This is a genomic window from Pantoea sp. GbtcB22 (assembly GCF_019091025.1).
Taxonomy (GTDB): Bacteria; Pseudomonadota; Gammaproteobacteria; order Enterobacterales; family Enterobacteriaceae; genus Pantoea; species Pantoea leporis.
On the sequence record NZ_JAGXKB010000001.1, the window covers coordinates 642,949 to 658,544 of the forward strand.

A 15,596-nucleotide genomic window follows, 5' to 3' on the forward strand; every position below is an offset into this window, starting at 1 on the left:
TGCCGCCAGAACGATTAGCGGGAAGCCCACCAAAGTCGCAGTTTCAGCCCCCAACCGCTGGTCCAGCCGCTGCTGGTGCTGATGACTTTGCCCTGATGCAGCACGATAAAGGTCGGCGTGGCGTTGATATCCCAGCGCTGGGCGATCGCCCCGCTCTCATCATTGATCGCCACGCCTTGCAGCCCTTTCTTCTCCAGCCAGGTTGCCACGCGCGCGTCAATGCCGGAACGCAGCGCCACGCTCACCACCTTGTCACCTTCCTGACTCATCGCCGCTACGGTTGGCGTGGTGAGTTTGCACACGCCGCACCAGGTTGCCCAGACGTACACCAGCAGTGGCCGATCCTGACTAAGTTCCGCCAGATTCACCTCACCTTGCAGCGAGGTCAGCGGTTGTTGCGCCAGGTCGGCAGGCAGCTGCGGTGCCCGCAGCCAATCCATGCCCCACAGCGCAGCCGCGACAATCAGCACCAGCAGCAGCGCCTCACGCAACCAGCGCTTTAATCGACTCATTGCTTCGCCTGCAGCGCGCCTTTCACTGCCGCTTCCAGCTGCTCATACGGCACCGCGCCGCTGATCATCTGGTCGCCCACCAGCGTGGCTGGCGTGCCCTGAACGCCGAGCTGCTGCGCCAGCGTCAGGTTGCTGTTGATGGTATCGAGGCTCACTTTGCTTGGCTCTTTCAGCTTGATGCCGGTTTTCTCCAGCGCCGCGTCGATGCTGGCGTTATCGTGATTGCCCTTTTTCGCCATCAAACGCTCATGCAGCTTTAGGAAGTTTTTCGGCTGCTGCTCCCACACGGTGAGCGCCAGACGCGCCGAGGTGAGAGAGGTTTCAGCACGGTACGGCAGCGGTTTGATCACCACCGCTACCTGCGGATAAGCCTTAATCAGTTTTTCGATATCGGCTTCAAACTTCTTGCAGAACACGCAGTTGTAATCGGTGAAATAGACCAGCGTCAGCGCCGGTTTTTCAGCGCCAATACGCGGTGAACCGGCGTCGTTAAACAGCGCATCGTGGTTTTTCTTCACCATCTGCGCCACTACGTTTTGCTGCTGTTGCGCTGCTTCTTTATCAAAGGCATCAGCGGCTTCCGCCAGAATCGACGGATTCTGCACCAGGGTTTCACGGATCAGTTCTTTGATGCGCGCTTCCTGCTCAGGCGTAAAAGGCGCGGCCGCCAGTGCAGGCATGGCAAGGAACATCAGTGGCAGTAACAGGGATTTCTTCATTATTTTTTCGCCTCAGAGAGAGTGGAGATCACCGCTTCACGACTCAGCAGCGGTGACAAAATCTGGCCTTGCGGCAGTGCCGGGCCATAGATTTGGTTAAAAGGGATCGCCACGCGGTCGCGGCGGCGCAGGAATTCACCAATGGCGGGATCGGGCTGCGTCCAGTCGCCGCGCAGCAGTACCACATCATCGGCTTTGAGCGCAGCACGCACATCGGGCTGATTCAGGACGCGAGATTTATTCACTTTACAGGTGATGCACCAGTCGGCGGTGACATCGACAAACACCCGTTTATCCTGCTCAAGTGCCTGATGGATCGCCGCTTCGGTCAATGGCTGCCAGTGCAGCGTCTCCTCTTCCGGCGAGATACGCGTCATTAGGAACAGCGCTCCGGCCAGCGTCAGGGTGATAAACACCACGCCCGCCTGCTGCAGCGCGCGACGTTTCACCAGCCAGCCACACAACACCACGAGTAACACGCCCGCCAGCACCAGCGCGAAGGTGCTGCCCCAATGCGGCACCAGCAACGTCACCAGCCAGAAGGTGGCGAGCAGCATCAACAGGCCGAGCACGCTGCGCAGATGCAGCATCCAGCGCCCCGGACGCGGCAGGCAGCGCGCCATGCCCGGTAACGCCGCCACCAGCAGCCACGGCAAACTCATGCCAACGCCGAGCGCGACAAACAGCAGCCATAGCTGCGGCAGCGGTGCCGTCAGCGCATAAGCCACCGCCGTACCGAGAAACGGCGCGCTGCACGGCGTGGCCAGCAAGGTGGCAAACGCGCCCTGGCCGAAGTGGCCGAGCAAGCCGTCGCCGCCCTGCGTCGCCAGTTTGGTATTCAAACCCGACGGCAAGCGGAAATGCAGCAGATCAAACAGGCTGGCGCTAAACAGGAACATCACCAGCACCATCACCAGCAGGAAGCCGCTGCTCTGGAACTGAATGCCCCAGCCCAGCGCCTGACCGCTGAGTCGCAGTCCCGTCATCAGCAGCGCCAATAGCAGGAAGGAGAAAATGATTCCAGCGCTGGAGGCGAGAAACTGCTGGCGCGTCTGACGCTGCGTTTGCCCTTGCTGCTGCACCAGGCTGCTGAGCTTGATCGCCAGCACTGGCAACACACACGGCATCAGGTTGAGGATCAAGCCGCCGAGCAGCGCCAGCAGCAACACCGACCATAAGGTTTGCGCCGCATCGCCGGACACCAGCGTTTCCGTGCCGATATTTATCGCGCTTTGCTGCGCAATGCCAGCATCCGCAACTACCAGCGACAGCGTTTTGCCGCGCAGATCCGGTGCCGCTTCGCCCCATTCATCGGTGACCGCTACGCGCGCGCTGAGCGTGTCGCCATTCACACGGATCGTCGGTGCCGCCAGCATGCTGCCCGGCGGATAATCGAAGAACAGTTCAGGCTGTTGCCAGCCGCCCTGACGCTGTGCGCGGATCTGCAATTCGCCATTTACAAAGCTGGCGTGGAGTTGATCGGTTAAGCCGCTAGCCGCCGGGATGCGCCCCATCGCCTCGGCGAAATCGCGGGCAAAATCGGCGTCTGCGGGCTGGGTCAGATCGAGGCTGAACGGGAAGTCGGTGAGGATGCAAACATCGCTACAGGTTGAGAGCGTCAGCGTTCCCACAAGTTGCTGGCTCGACAGTTTCGCCAGCTCGATCGGCAGCGTGATATCGCCTTTATAGCCTTGCGTGGTCAAGCCGCTGACGTCAAAACGCTCGGGCGCGGGCCAGAACCATTGCGCCTTGACCGCCGGCGTTTGCCAGCGGATTTCCGGCGCAACGCCGCCTTCGCCTGGCGTACGCCAGTAGGTTTTCCAGCCGGGTTGCAGGCGAACATCCAGCAGCAGTTGCTGATTATCGTTGTGGCTGGCGCTGCGCAAGCGCACTTCGGCGTGGCTGTTTTGCGCATTGCGCAGCCAGCCGGTGTCTGCCGCCTGCGCAGTGATTGCGCAGCTCGCCAGCAGGAGCAGCAGGCTCCTGATCAATACAGTCATGTGAATTCTCCAATGAATAACAGGGTTTACGCGATGTAACGCGCAGGTGTTATTCCCGGAAGACGCAAAAGGTCAGATGCCGCCGTCGCAGAGGCGGAAACAGCGGTGCGCGGCGATAGCCGACGCAAGTGGTAGTTTGTGTGAAAGTGGCGATCAGTGCCAGCAGCAACAGCAGGAAAGGCAATGCGGTATCAAGGATTGGCGCGGCGGCACTCAGCGATTTGGCGCTTAGCGCACAGGGTTTTTCGCTGCCGCTGGCATCATCACTGCTGTTGGTGTGCGCGGACGCGCTGACCTGCGCTAAAGGTGCGGAAGGCAAATTGAAGCTGCGCTGGACGAGACAAAACGCCAGCACCAGACAAACCAGTGCCAGAATCCATTTTGCGCGTGATAGCGATATCGTCATGCCGCAGCCTCAGAGAAAAGTGCGGACATTTTAAGCATCTGCAGCAGAAACACCAAGCTTTGCTGTGTAAACTTTTGTCTTTGTGGTGCTCAACCCAGATCCAGCATCGTAGCGGCGCGATTTATCGCGCATCTCAACGAAGGCATATTACCCACCTAAACACGACGCAATAAATGGCGCCGCTACGATGATTGCGGCCATCAATATTTTATCGTTACACGGCGTTAAACAATATCATCCACCACGCCACCATCGACGCGCAGCGCGGCACCGGACGTCGCCGACGCCTGTTTCGAGCAAACATACACCACCATATTCGCCACCTCTTCCACCGTGGCGGCGCGCTGGATCACCGAACTTGGCCGCTGCACCATCACAAACTCTTTCGCCAGCTCTTCCAGCGGCTTACCGGTGCGCTTCACCTCATCTTCCATCATCGCGGCAAAGCCATTAGAGAGCGTTGGGCCGGGCAACACGCTGTTTACCGTCACGCCGCTGCCCGCCACCACTTTCGCCAGACCGCGCGCCAGCGACAGCTGCGCCGTTTTGCTCACGCCGTAATGCAGCATATCGGCGGGAATGTTCAAGGCTGATTCAGAGGAGATAAACACCACGCGGCCCCAACCACGCTTCACCATCTCCGGCAATAAAGCCCGCGACAGGCGCACGCCGGACATCACGTTGGTTTGCCAATAGGCGTCCCAGGTGTCGTCATCCACTTCATAAAAATCCTGCGGACCGTAAATCCCGGCGTTATTCACCAGAATATCGATTGGCGGCAAGCCGTTAAGCAGTTGCTTAACGCCCTGGGCACTGCCGAGATCGGCGATAAAGGTGTGAATTTTGGCGCCCGCCACTAATCCGTTGAGCTTCTCGCGCGCACGACTCACCGAGGCTTCACTGCGCCCGTTCAGCACCACTTCCGCCCCGCTGGCTGCCAGACCTTGTGCAATGGCAAAACCGATACCGCCAGTTGATGCGGTAACTAAGGCTGTTTTTCCGTGTAAATCGATATTCATCATGCTTTCCTCTGTGAGCGTAATCACAAAGCCTGGTTCAGGCAGGAGAAGATGCATTGACGAATCATGCGATGGCGCTGTCGGCTGCAGGGCTAATGTACGTTCAGCCTGCTGCCGACATTATTTAGCCCGAGGCCGATAAAGCCGGTTGAGCGCTGATCGGCAGCCGCAGTTGACGCTGCAACCAGGCGCAGGCTGCCGCCTGATCCGGATTGCGTGCGTTAAGCTGCAACACCGGACCCAGCGCCATCGGTTGGGCGGTTTCTGCTAACTTGCGCAGTTCTGGCAGATACTCCGCGCCCGGATGTCCCGGCATGCGATCGGTTAAACGAGCCTGATAACGCGCTACCGCCTCATCCGGCGTGATCGCCAGCCACAGCTCCAGCACCCGCGTCACGCCCGCCTGCTGCAATCCCTGCTGCAGCACCTCTTTCGGCTGGAAGCCAAACCAGGCATCGATGACATAGATACAACGCGTCGGCGCTTGCGCCACCACTTGCCAGATCGCCTGATACGCCGCACAACCTAACTGGCGATTGCGCAGGCGATCCACCGGCGCAAAGCTGGCCATAAACGGCTCTTTCAGGCTATCCAGCGTCAGCACCGGAAAGCCGAAATGCTCGGCCAGCGCGCGCGTTAGCGTGCTTTTGCCGGAAGCCGGAATGCCGTTCACCAGCACGACAATTTTCTCTTCAGTGTCGGTTGTCATAGGATTTCTATCACCTCCGCGGCACTGCTGGCCTTTCGCAGTCGCACCAGCGTCTCCTCATCCTCCAGCAGCGTAACAATCGCGCGGATGCCCTCTTCAATGTGGGCGTTACTGTCACGCGCACCGAACATAATCACGATGTCGGCTTTGTCACTGCCGTCGAATGAGATCGGCTCATCCAGCACAATCATGCTGAAACAATCTTTCAGCACGCCGGCCTCCGGCCGCGCATGGGGAATGGCGATGCCCTCCTCAAACACGTAATAGGCGCCATGCTCCAGCGTGTTAGCGATCACCGCTTCCGGGTAACTGGCTTTGATGTAACCGCCGTTCACCAGCGGCAGCGCCGCCAGCGCGATCACTTCGCGCCAATCCCTGGCGCTGATCCCCACCTGAATCGCACTTGCCTCCTGCAGCAGCTGTTTAATACTCATACTGCCTCCTTAAAACGATTTGCGAATGGTGTTACGCAGTTCATCAATTTTGACAAACAACGGATCAATTTCCTGACGATAGTGTCGACTTTTGGCAAAGATATTTAATGCACGATTATATTCCAGCATTAATTGTTTTTGCGTGTCTGCCGCCTGCGGATTACTAGCCAACTGTTGTTCCAGTTCGCTTATTTTCCGGCTGATGGTTTCAGCCTGAAGATCTATTTCCTGTGAATCCTGGCTCTTATTATCAGAGCCCTTTTTCAAGAATCCAAACATAGCATCTCCTGCCCCGAATGGCGCCGGGCACCTCAGGTTATTACGTCATGAGTAAGTCGGAATTAGCGGAACAGTTGAATCTTTTCTACCAGCACATTGGTCACGGCATCGTTGGCCGGCACAAGGAAATTACGCACGCTGTCGTTGACCTTGCCCTTTTCAAACGTCTGCTTGCAGTTTGCAACCCACTGCACATTCATCTCGGTGCCAACGTTGACTTTCTCAATCCCGCTGCGCACCGCAAGACGCATATCCTCATCGCTGACGCCGGTACCACCGTGCAGCACCAGCGGCGTTTTCGTAGCATCGGTAATTTCCGCGAGGCGCTGATGTTGAATATGGGCTTTACCGGTGTACAAGCCGTGCACCGTGCCGATGGAGATCGCCAGCATATCGACGCCGGTTTCATCGACAAAGCGTTTGGCTTCATCGACGGTGGTAAAAGCCGCATCGTTCATTTCCACCTCTTTACCATCTTCCGAACCGCCAATCGCGCCCAGTTCCGCCTCAACCGAAACCGCCAGCGGGCGCGCCATATCAATAACACGGCGCGTATTGGCGATGTTCTCTTCAATCGGCAAATGTGAACCGTCATACATAATTGAACTGAAGCCCGCATCCAGCGCGGTTTGGATAGCGTCTAAATCCGAACAGTGATCGAGGTGCAAACAGGTCGGCACGTTACGGCTTTCCGACAATGAGCGAATCGCATCTACCAATAATTTATGTCCGAGATATTTGGCGGTTCCGGTTGAGATCTGAATCATTAATGGGCTATTCGTTTTCTCCGCTGCTTTAAAAAAGGCGGGCAACATTTCCAGGCAGTGCAAATTAAAGGAACCGAGCGCTTTAAATTCACGTTCTTTAGCCACCTGTAACAGATCGGTAAAGTTATAAAGTTTCATGGAGCTTTTCCTCATGGGATTTAGACTTGGTGGATTTTCCGTTAACAAACCAGGCGATGAGAGTAATAAAGGCGATAAACAGCGCGACGAACAGCCAGTTATTCTGGAATGCATGGCCGAGCACCAGGCCGGTACTGATGACATCCGAATCACTGAAGGTGACGCCGGTAAAACCGTAGCTTTCCAGCATCGGCACCAGAATCGCCGGCAGGAAGGTAATGAACAGACCGTGCACGAAACCGCCAATCATTGCGCCGCGACGCCCACCGAGCGCATTACCGAACACGCCTGCGGTGCCACCGGCAAAGAAGTTAGTCAGCAATCCTGGCAGAATCATCGCCAGACCGAACATCGGGAACACCAGCATGCCAACCACCGAACCCAGCGTGGTGGCGAGGAAGCCGACGATCACCGCGTTCGGGGCGTACGGGAACATCACCGGGCAGTCGAGCGCCGGTTTTGCATCCGGCACCAGACGCATGGCGATACCACGGAAAGCCGGCACCAGTTCATTCAGCAACAGACGCACGCCGCTATACAGCACGAACACACCGCACACGAACTGAATCGACTGCATAAAGGCGTACATCAGGTAGTTCATGCCGTTGCTGTACTGGCCGATAAATTCCGGACCGGCGGCGACCGCAGGGATCAGGTACATCGGCACCATCACCACCGCCATCGACAGATAGGTGTCCTGCAGGAATTTAAAGTTGTCGGGCAGTTTGAGATCTTCGGTGGAGCGCGACCCTTTGCCCACCACCTTTGCCACCGCCGCCGTCAGCAGATAGCCAATAGTGCAGAAGTGCCCGAGCGCCACGTCGTCAGAATCGGTGATGCGGCGCACCACCGGTTGGGCCAGTGCAGGCATCACCACCGCCATAATGCCGCCAAAAATGCCGCCGGTAAGGATCAGAGGTAAACCTGTCAGCCCCGCTTTATAGCCAATCACCGCACCGATGGTCGCCATCCACAGCAGCGCCTGTCCGGTAAGGAAGATGTATTTGAACGGTGTCAGACGCGCAATGATGATGTTGACGATAAAGATCACCAACAGCGTCAGCGCCACTTCTGAACCCAGCTCGCGGTTTGCTAACCCGGCAATGGCGGCAACGTCGGTGATATAACCCTGCATGCCAAAGCCGTGGGTGAAAATGGTGTTCAGGAAGGTCAGCGTACCGACAATAATGTTGATACCGGCCATCATAATTAAGAAACCGAGCAGGGTTTTAAAGGTGCCTTCCACCACCTTGCCCGCCGATTTTTTTTGCAGTAGCAGACCAATCAGGGCAATAAAGGCGATCAGTATCGATGCCTGCCCCAATAAGTCTTTTACCAGGAAGTCGATGACACTATTCATGATTAGCAACCTTTAAGTTACGTTCTTTCATAAACGCCACGATTTTCTCTTCAATTTCTGCTTTGTCGGTCAGCTTATTGAGAATAATCACCCGTTTGATCTGTTCCGGGCTGGCATCGGCATTTAACACATCAGCAAAGGCTTTCTGAGTTAAAATCATGTCGGATTTAAAGGCGTTGGCTTCAGAAATGGTGGTGTGATCAATATCAGCATCAATTTCGAGTTTCTTTAATACTGACTTGGCGCTCATTTCAATCGCAAAGCTTGAACCCAAACCACATCCACAGACACATAATATTTTCAGCATGGCTATTTCCTCACAGAATTTGCAGTTGTTTAGCGAGTTTATAATGATGCCCTTCCGTATCGACCAGGCGTTTTTTCATGCTTATTAAATCAATCGGAATCGGTCGATTACTGCCATTAATAATCACCGCTTTATTGCGCATTCCCGACTGAATACAACGCGCGACTTCACTGGCCATAATGGTGCCCTGATAAATCTCTTCACAGGTAGGATCGCCATTACGCAGGCCATAACCGATAATCGTTTTACGAATACGCACACCAATTAACGGTTCAATTTGTTTAATTAAGGTATCGATAGCGCCCTGAAAGCCCGGCGAATATTCACGGGTATAGCCTTCCGAGCACAAAATTATCACGCTGTTCTGCGCCGCCAGCCGCTGAGTGATGCGCTCCGCCAGCTCCTGCGGTGCAATCTGGCATTCCGGTATCAGCGCGAAATCGGCATTGGATTTGATCGCTGACTGCAAGGTTAATTCACCGCAATAACCGCCCAGCAGCTCCACCATAAATACACGACCGGTTAAGGCGCGGCCGGTATTACGTAACTTCGCCACCTCTTTTAACACCTGCTCACAGGCGGTGGAGAAACCGATGCTGTAATCACTGCCAAAGACATCGTTATCGATGGTCATGCCGACGCCAAAACAGTTGACACCAAATTCGCTCAGCGTATGCAGGAATTGTAATGAACCATCTCCGCCCGCCATAATTAATACATCGATGCGCAGCGATTTAAGGTGTTTGGCGATCATCTCATATTCCGGGCGAATTAATTTCCTGCTGGTTCGTCCCGATTGCATCACCGGAATAGCGGCGATGGCGTAATCCACTAAATCACGTTGGGATATTTCCTGATGATTGTTTTCCAGTAAGCCTGGAATACCACCATTAAATAACACCATTTCCGCTTGAGTTAAGCGCGATATTTGATACACAAAGTTATTAATCCCGGTGACATCGCCACCGCTGATCACCATGCCAATTCTCATTGTCATCATCCTTTATGCTGTGCGTCTGGAATTCATTCTTCCGATTAACCGCATTGTTATTTGCAACGAATGTCACACTTTTGCGATGAATTTCCCGAGTGAGATAATTGACAGCATCCAACAAAGGCTTATTTTTGTGATATCAATCACATGGCATTTTTCACCTTAAAACCTTAATAACAAATAAAATCATAGGTTTATATTTATTTTGCGCAGTAAAATCAGCAAGCCAAATAAATGCGCCCTTCGCGAATTTTATTTCGATCTATTTTGTGATTTCCCGCGCATTTTTATCGGTTCCTGCCGGTTATTCCGTAAAGTAAAAAGGGATAATGATTCCGTGCGTTATTTACGCGTCAGGGCCAGTGAATGATTGACTCAGTGCAACTGTGCTTGTCCAATACCGTGGCAGATAAAGAATAAAGAAGAGAAAAATGAGCATGCAGAAGGATATTTTGCTTAAGTTGGCCGCGGTGGTGGGTGACAAACAGTTATTAACCCATGCGGATGATAAAGCGTGGTACATAAAGGGGTTCCGCGTCGGGCGCGGTGACGCGCTGGCGGTGACGTTACCGCAAACCTTGTTGCAGCTGTGGCAAACACTGCAGGTGTGCGTGGCGCACGATGTGATTGTGTTGATGCAGGCGTCAAATACCGGCGTCACCGGCGGCTCAACGCCCGACGGCAATGATTACGACCGCGATATCGTGATCATCAGCACCCGCCAGCTCAAAGGCGTGCAGGTGATCGATCAGGCGCGCCAGGTGATCGCCTTCCCCGGCACCACCTTGACCGAACTGGAGCACACCTTACAGCCGCTCGGTCGAGAGCCGCACTCGGTGATTGGATCATCCTGCATCGGCGCGTCGGTGGTCGGCGGGATCTGTAATAATTCCGGTGGCTCGCTGATTCGGCGCGGCCCCGCGTTTACCGAAAAATCCTTGTTCGCCCGTATTCATGAGGATGGTCGCTTAGAGATGGTTAATCACCTCGGCATCGAGTTGGGCGACACGCCAGAAGTGATGCTGGCAAATCTCACGCAGCAGCAGTATCAAACCGGCGAGCAAGCCGACTGGCAGGGTAAAATCTGGGCCGATGACTACGCCGACCGCTTACGAGATGTGACCGCGGATTCCCCAGCACGCTTCAATGGCGATCTGCGCTACCTGCACGACAGCTCGGGCAGCGCCGGTAAAGTGGTGGTTTTCGCTGTACGCTTGCCCACCTTCGAAGCCAGCGCCGGCAGCGACACCTTCTACATCGGCACTAACGATGAGAGCGTGCTGGTGGCGCTGCGCCGTTTCCTGCTAACCGAAATGAGCGAACTGCCGCTGCAGGCGGAATATATCCATCGCAACGCCTTCGATTTAACCGTGCGCTATGCCAAGCATATGTATCTGGCGATCCGCAAACTGGGCCCGCAGGCCATTCCGCAGATGATGGCCAATAAAGCCAAATGGGATGTGCGCGTCAGCCATCTTAAATTCCTGCCGCGCAATTTTGTTGATCGGGTGCTGCAATTCTTCAACCAATTGACGCCGAGCTTTATCGCGCCGCGCATCATGGATTACCGCAGCGAGTATCAACATCATCTGATGATCAAAGTAGAGTCGCCGCAAACCGCCGAGTTGCAGAGTTTACTGCAGCAATTCTTTGCTGAGCAGCAAGGCGGCTTTTTCCGCTGCAATGCGCGTGAAGCGGCAGATGCGTTTTTGGTGCGTTTCGGCGTGGGCGGCTGCACCATTTCCTACTGCGACGCGCTGGGTTACAACCCCAACGAGCGGCTGGTAGCCTTCGACGTGGCGCTGCGCCGTAATGACGATGCATGGCGTTTGACGCTGCCCGATCATCTGGCGGCGCAGGTGCAGGTTGATTCGTGCTGCGGGCACTTCTTCTGCTTCGTCAATCATCAGGATTACGTGCTGAAACCCGGCTACGACGCGAAAGTGTTTAAGGAAGAGGTGAAACGGTATCTGGAACAGCGCGGCGCGAAGTATCCCGCCGAGCACAATGTTGGGCACCTTTATCAGGCGTCGTGTGAGCATGTCGCGCACTGGAAACAGCTTGATCCCACCAACAGCTGTAATCCAGGGATTGGTAAAACCAGTAAGAAGAAGTTTTGGCGGGAGATGTAGCATCGCACTTAGGGTGCGCATTCATGCGCACTCGGTCACCATAAATAGCGACCCTACGTAATGACGAATGATTTCACGTACGTTTCGGTTGAATCTTTCAGCTTTGATTGACCAAAATCAACCAGCGATGCCGTTCGCGCAGCAGACGCTGATGCAGTTGCTGGAGCTGCTGCAGCGTCAGTGCCTGAATAGCCGCGCGCTTGAGAGTGGCCAGGCCGTGCTGCTGGCGCAGGGTTTCGAGTGCGGCATCGCCATTGTCTTTGCTTGCGCATTGCGTCATTAAGCTCGCCTGCCATGCCGCCAGCTTTTGCGGCGAAATTGCCGCGATCTCGGCTACCATCTCACGCATAAAGCGTTTGCAGTGACCCAGCAGCGCACGCCAGGAGATATCCGGTGATTGCAGCGCCAGCATCAAGCCATCCACATCCGCCACCCGCTGATAGCGCGCCGACACCACATAGCCAATTTGCTGATCCACGCGCAACCGCTGGAAGAAGCGCGTTTCCAGCATTAGCGCCAGCACGCGTAAAGCGGCCAGGCTGGCATCATCGGCCTGCGGTAACGGCATAAACAGCAGCAGCGCCTGATCGCGCCCGTCGCAGGCGATGGGCACGATGCCGTGTTGCAGTCGTGCCGGCGGCGTGTCGCGCGCCAGATCCGGCGTAAAATCGCTGAGCAGATGCGCCACGCGCTGGCTTAATGCGGTATTGGTGCCGCACCATGCCGCCAGCCATTGTGGCGCGGGTAACGGCTTGATCAAGCAAGTGGGCAAAGCGGCAAGCAATTGATGAATCACAATCGAAGGGGTATTCGCTGCGGGTTGCGCCAGCACCTGCGTGTTCAGCGCCTGTATTGCCTGATGCACGCTAAACAACGCGCGATCGGCGGATGCGGGCAGATTGAGCAGCAGCTGCCAGCTTGCATGCGTCTGTTGCCAGCTGCCGTTGCCACCCGCGTGGCGCAATTCCGCCAGCAACGGGCGTAACTGGCGCTGCCGCGACTGCGCGTCTTCGTCACTCAAGGTGTGATAAAACGCCGGACGCAGCAGCAGCGTTTCAACCTGTTTTACCGGTGCAATCAGCGGCAACGACTGCGCCACGGGCGGGAGACGAGGGAGCGGAACAGCGGCTGAAGCAGGATAGAAGTGAAACGCTGCGGGTTTGGTCGCAGCCAACGACGGCGGCAGCCACTCGGCCAGCTGCAAGGTGAAGCCCTGCGTGTGATGCGGTGCGCCGTCAATCTGTTGCTGCGTGAGCAGACGCGTGCACGGACAATCTGGCAACGCTGCGGCAAAATCGGGGAAGTTGTCTGGCAGCGCGCAACCCGGCGCGAATCCCAACGCCCGGCCGCGCAACTGTTCCAGCGGCGACAAGGTCGCGAAATCCTGCTGCGCGAGCTGTGCGTAGTGCTGCAGCTGAAGCGCATTACATTCAGTTAACGCAGCCAGATGCTGCCAAACGCGTTGCTCAATCTGTTGCGCCTGCGCCGGGGAAATGCGCCTGGCGCTAAAGCGCAGCGCCAGTAACGCTTGTTGCTCATCTTGCCATAACCAATGCGCGTCAAAGGTTTCGCATAACGCCTCAACGCGCAACTGCGCCAGCAAGCTGCCGGGCGCTTCGTCCTGCCAGAATGCTTTTAATAATGTGACATTGTCACGCACAGTCTGCTCATCGCCCGCCACCAACATCGTCAGCCAGAAATTTTCTTCACCGCCTGATTGCAGTAAACGATCGCCTTGCAACAGCGTAGCTTCAATAGCCGCAGCGCGTTCTCCACCCGCCAGCAAACTGCCGCCGAAGCGTGCCGCCAGCTGTTCGAGCTCATCCAGTGATTGCGGGCCTTGCAGCCAAAGTTCCATGTTTTCAGCGCAATACAGGTGGCTATGGAAGTCGCGTAATGCGGACTGCAACTCCGTGACATTGTCACCAAAAGCCTGCCGACTGCCGACTCGGAAGCGCTGGAAACGTCCCGGCAACTTATCCAGCACGGCAGCTTCACTCAGCGTGTCGGCATGGTTTTGCAGCAGTTGATACTCAGCCTCAATCACCGCCGTTTCCTGCTGAATGGCCTGCGCCGTCAGCAACGGTGACGCCAACATATCGCACAGCCGCAGCACCCCTGCTGACAACGCTGCAGCTGGGAGCTGAAAGAAATAGGCGCTGCGGCTCAACTGCGTGGTGGCGTTCACCTGGCCGCCCTGCTGCTGCAGCCACGGCATCAGGCGGTCGTCGCCGTGAAAAACTTCGCTGCCGCAAAACAGCAGATGTTCCAGCAGATGTGCCAAACCCGGCCAGCGATCCGCTTCATCCAGACTGCCGGCCTGCACGCGCATCAGCGCCGCCGCCTCACGCGCGTCGGGCTGATGATAAAGATAGCAGCGCAGGCCGTTGGCGAGCGTGAGCTGGCGCGCGTGCATCAGGTGACGCGCTGCTTAAAGATCAGTTCGGAGTTGCTGCGATTGCGGAACTGCAGCTGCTGGATTTTGATGTCGCTGCAGTTGGCTTCACGTCGTGCTTCGAGGATCTTGCCGTGATGCGGCGATTTGCTGCACACCGGATCGGTGTTATCGGCATCGCCGGTCAGCATAAAGGCCTGACAGCGACAGCCGCCAAAGTCTTTCTCTTTTTCATCGCAGGAGCGACAGGGTTCCGGCATCCAGTCAAAGCCGCGATAGCGGTTAAAACCAAACGAGTTGTACCAGATATCGTCCAGCGTGCGCTCCAGCACCGACGGGAACTCAACCGGCAGCTGACGCGCGCTGTGGCACGGCAACGCGGTGCCGTCAGGCGTGACGCTGAGGAAGATCGATCCCCATCCGCCCATGCAAGGTTTCGGCCGCTCTTCGTAGTAATCCGGCGTCACGAACAGCAGATTGGTGAGATTGCCGCTGGCGCCCATGCGCTGACGATAATCGGCCACCACCGCTTCGGCGTTGGCGATCTGCTCGCGCGTCGGCAGCAATGCTTCACGATTGAGCTGCGCCCAGCCATAGAATTGGCAAGTCGCCAGCTCGACATCGTCGGCGTCCAGTTCGATACAGAGATCGATGATTTTGTCGATCTGGTCGATATTGTGGCGATGCAGCACGAAATTCAGCACCATCGGATAGCCGTGCGCTTTCACCGCTTTCGCCATCTCCAGCTTCTGCTGGAAGGCCTTTTTTGACCCGGCCAGCGCCGCGTTCAGCGTTTCATCGCTGGCCTGGAAGCTGATCTGGATATGATCGAGTCCGGCGCCGGCAAAGGCATCGAGTTTTTTCGCCGTCAGGCCGATGCCGGAGGTGATCAGGTTGGTGTAGAAACCGAGATCGCGCGCGGCGCGAATCAGCTCCGGCAGGTCTTTACGGGTTAGCGGTTCGCCGCCGGAAAAACCGAGCTGCACACTGCCCATGGCGCGCGCCTGACGAAACACCTCAATCCACTGTTCGGTGGTCAGCTCTTTCTCCTGCTGGGAAAAATCCAGCGGATTGGAGCAATACGGACACTGCAGCGGGCAGCGATAGGTCAGTTCTGCCAGCAGCCACAGCGGTGGCGTCACGCTTTTACTCGGGTTCACGACACTGTATCCATTTTTGTTCGATGGCGGATTGCAGGAACTCTTTGACGTCGTCGCCGACACCGCCCGCGTCCGGGAAACGCGCATCCAGCGTGGCAACGATCGCCGCCACATCCTGTTTGCCATCCACCAGTTCGAGGATCGCCACGGCGGTCTCGTTCAATTTGGCCATGCCTTCCGGATAGAGCACCACATGGCTATCCTGCGCCGCTTCCCACTGCATGCGGTAGCCGCGACGGAAAGCCGGAATCACATTATCTTTCAT

Annotated in this window: 16 protein-coding genes; 1 reads left to right on the forward strand and 15 read right to left on the reverse strand. The window is 56.3% G+C overall.

Going from position 1 to position 15,596, the window contains the following annotated elements; translation table 11 throughout:
- Positions 1 to 14: 14 nt before the first annotated feature.
- The 12 genes from KVT28_RS02970 to KVT28_RS03025 all read right to left on the reverse strand — a co-directional run bounded on the left by KVT28_RS02970 (position 15) and on the right by KVT28_RS03025 (position 9,641).
- On the reverse strand, positions 15 to 512 hold the full coding sequence (locus KVT28_RS02970) for a protein disulfide oxidoreductase (protein WP_217546721.1): 498 nt from the start codon (positions 510 to 512) through the stop codon (positions 15 to 17).
- Entirely contained in the window at positions 509 to 1,231 is a 723-nt protein-coding gene (locus KVT28_RS02975; RefSeq protein ID WP_110866094.1) for a DsbA family protein, read from the reverse strand. Before KVT28_RS02975 ends, KVT28_RS02970 begins: the two co-directional genes overlap by 4 nt.
- Positions 1,231 to 3,231, reverse strand: a complete 2,001-nt coding sequence (locus tag KVT28_RS02980; protein WP_217546723.1) for a protein-disulfide reductase DsbD — start codon at positions 3,229 to 3,231, stop codon at positions 1,231 to 1,233. Before KVT28_RS02980 ends, KVT28_RS02975 begins: the two co-directional genes overlap by 1 nt.
- Before the next feature lie 49 nt (positions 3,232 to 3,280).
- Positions 3,281 to 3,637 (reverse strand): hypothetical protein, encoded by a 357-nt coding sequence (locus KVT28_RS02985; RefSeq protein ID WP_101764474.1) that lies wholly within the window; start codon positions 3,635 to 3,637, stop codon positions 3,281 to 3,283.
- A 224-nt stretch (positions 3,638 to 3,861) separates the two neighbouring features.
- Entirely contained in the window at positions 3,862 to 4,656 is a 795-nt protein-coding gene (locus KVT28_RS02990) for an SDR family NAD(P)-dependent oxidoreductase (protein ID WP_101764621.1), read from the reverse strand.
- A 124-nt stretch (positions 4,657 to 4,780) separates the two neighbouring features.
- Entirely contained in the window at positions 4,781 to 5,365 is a 585-nt protein-coding gene (locus KVT28_RS02995; protein ID WP_101764475.1) for a glucokinase, read from the reverse strand.
- Positions 5,362 to 5,799: a PTS sugar transporter subunit IIA gene (locus KVT28_RS03000; protein WP_101764476.1), complete on the reverse strand. Its 438-nt coding sequence runs from the start codon at positions 5,797 to 5,799 to the stop codon at positions 5,362 to 5,364. The genes KVT28_RS02995 and KVT28_RS03000 overlap by 4 nt, the downstream gene beginning before the upstream one ends.
- Positions 5,800 to 5,808: 9 nt before the next feature.
- Entirely contained in the window at positions 5,809 to 6,078 is a 270-nt protein-coding gene (locus tag KVT28_RS03005) for a hypothetical protein (RefSeq protein WP_101764477.1), read from the reverse strand.
- 62 nt (positions 6,079 to 6,140) lie between these two features.
- Positions 6,141 to 6,983: a class II fructose-bisphosphate aldolase gene (locus KVT28_RS03010; protein ID WP_101764478.1), complete on the reverse strand. Its 843-nt coding sequence runs from the start codon at positions 6,981 to 6,983 to the stop codon at positions 6,141 to 6,143.
- Positions 6,970 to 8,343: a PTS sugar transporter subunit IIC gene (locus tag KVT28_RS03015; RefSeq protein ID WP_008110085.1), complete on the reverse strand. Its 1,374-nt coding sequence runs from the start codon at positions 8,341 to 8,343 to the stop codon at positions 6,970 to 6,972. Before KVT28_RS03015 ends, KVT28_RS03010 begins: the two co-directional genes overlap by 14 nt.
- Entirely contained in the window at positions 8,336 to 8,650 is a 315-nt protein-coding gene (locus KVT28_RS03020) for a PTS sugar transporter subunit IIB (RefSeq protein WP_008110086.1), read from the reverse strand. Before KVT28_RS03020 ends, KVT28_RS03015 begins: the two co-directional genes overlap by 8 nt.
- Positions 8,651 to 8,660: 10 nt before the next feature.
- Positions 8,661 to 9,641 (reverse strand): 6-phosphofructokinase, encoded by a 981-nt coding sequence (locus KVT28_RS03025; protein ID WP_101764479.1) that lies wholly within the window; start codon positions 9,639 to 9,641, stop codon positions 8,661 to 8,663.
- Between the two features lie 434 nt (positions 9,642 to 10,075).
- On the opposite strand from KVT28_RS03025, the gene dld reads away from it, so the two are divergent.
- Entirely contained in the window at positions 10,076 to 11,776 is a 1,701-nt protein-coding gene (gene dld / locus KVT28_RS03030; RefSeq protein ID WP_217546726.1) for a D-lactate dehydrogenase, read from the forward strand.
- Positions 11,777 to 11,873: 97 nt separating this feature from the next.
- On the opposite strand, the gene pqqF is transcribed toward dld, so the two are convergent.
- Genes pqqF through pqqD form a run of 3 tightly spaced genes read right to left on the reverse strand, consistent with a single transcriptional unit; the run spans position 11,874 to position 15,596 of the window.
- Entirely contained in the window at positions 11,874 to 14,192 is a 2,319-nt protein-coding gene (gene pqqF, locus KVT28_RS03035) for a pyrroloquinoline quinone biosynthesis protein PqqF (protein WP_217546728.1), read from the reverse strand.
- The gene (gene pqqE, locus KVT28_RS03040) at positions 14,192 to 15,331 is read right to left on the reverse strand and encodes a pyrroloquinoline quinone biosynthesis protein PqqE (RefSeq protein ID WP_217546731.1); all 1,140 of its coding nucleotides are present in this window, start codon (positions 15,329 to 15,331) and stop codon (positions 14,192 to 14,194) included. The genes pqqF and pqqE overlap by 1 nt, the downstream gene beginning before the upstream one ends.
- The gene (pqqD, locus tag KVT28_RS03045) at positions 15,318 to 15,596 is read right to left on the reverse strand and encodes a pyrroloquinoline quinone biosynthesis peptide chaperone PqqD (protein ID WP_061720121.1); all 279 of its coding nucleotides are present in this window, start codon (positions 15,594 to 15,596) and stop codon (positions 15,318 to 15,320) included. Before pqqD ends, pqqE begins: the two co-directional genes overlap by 14 nt.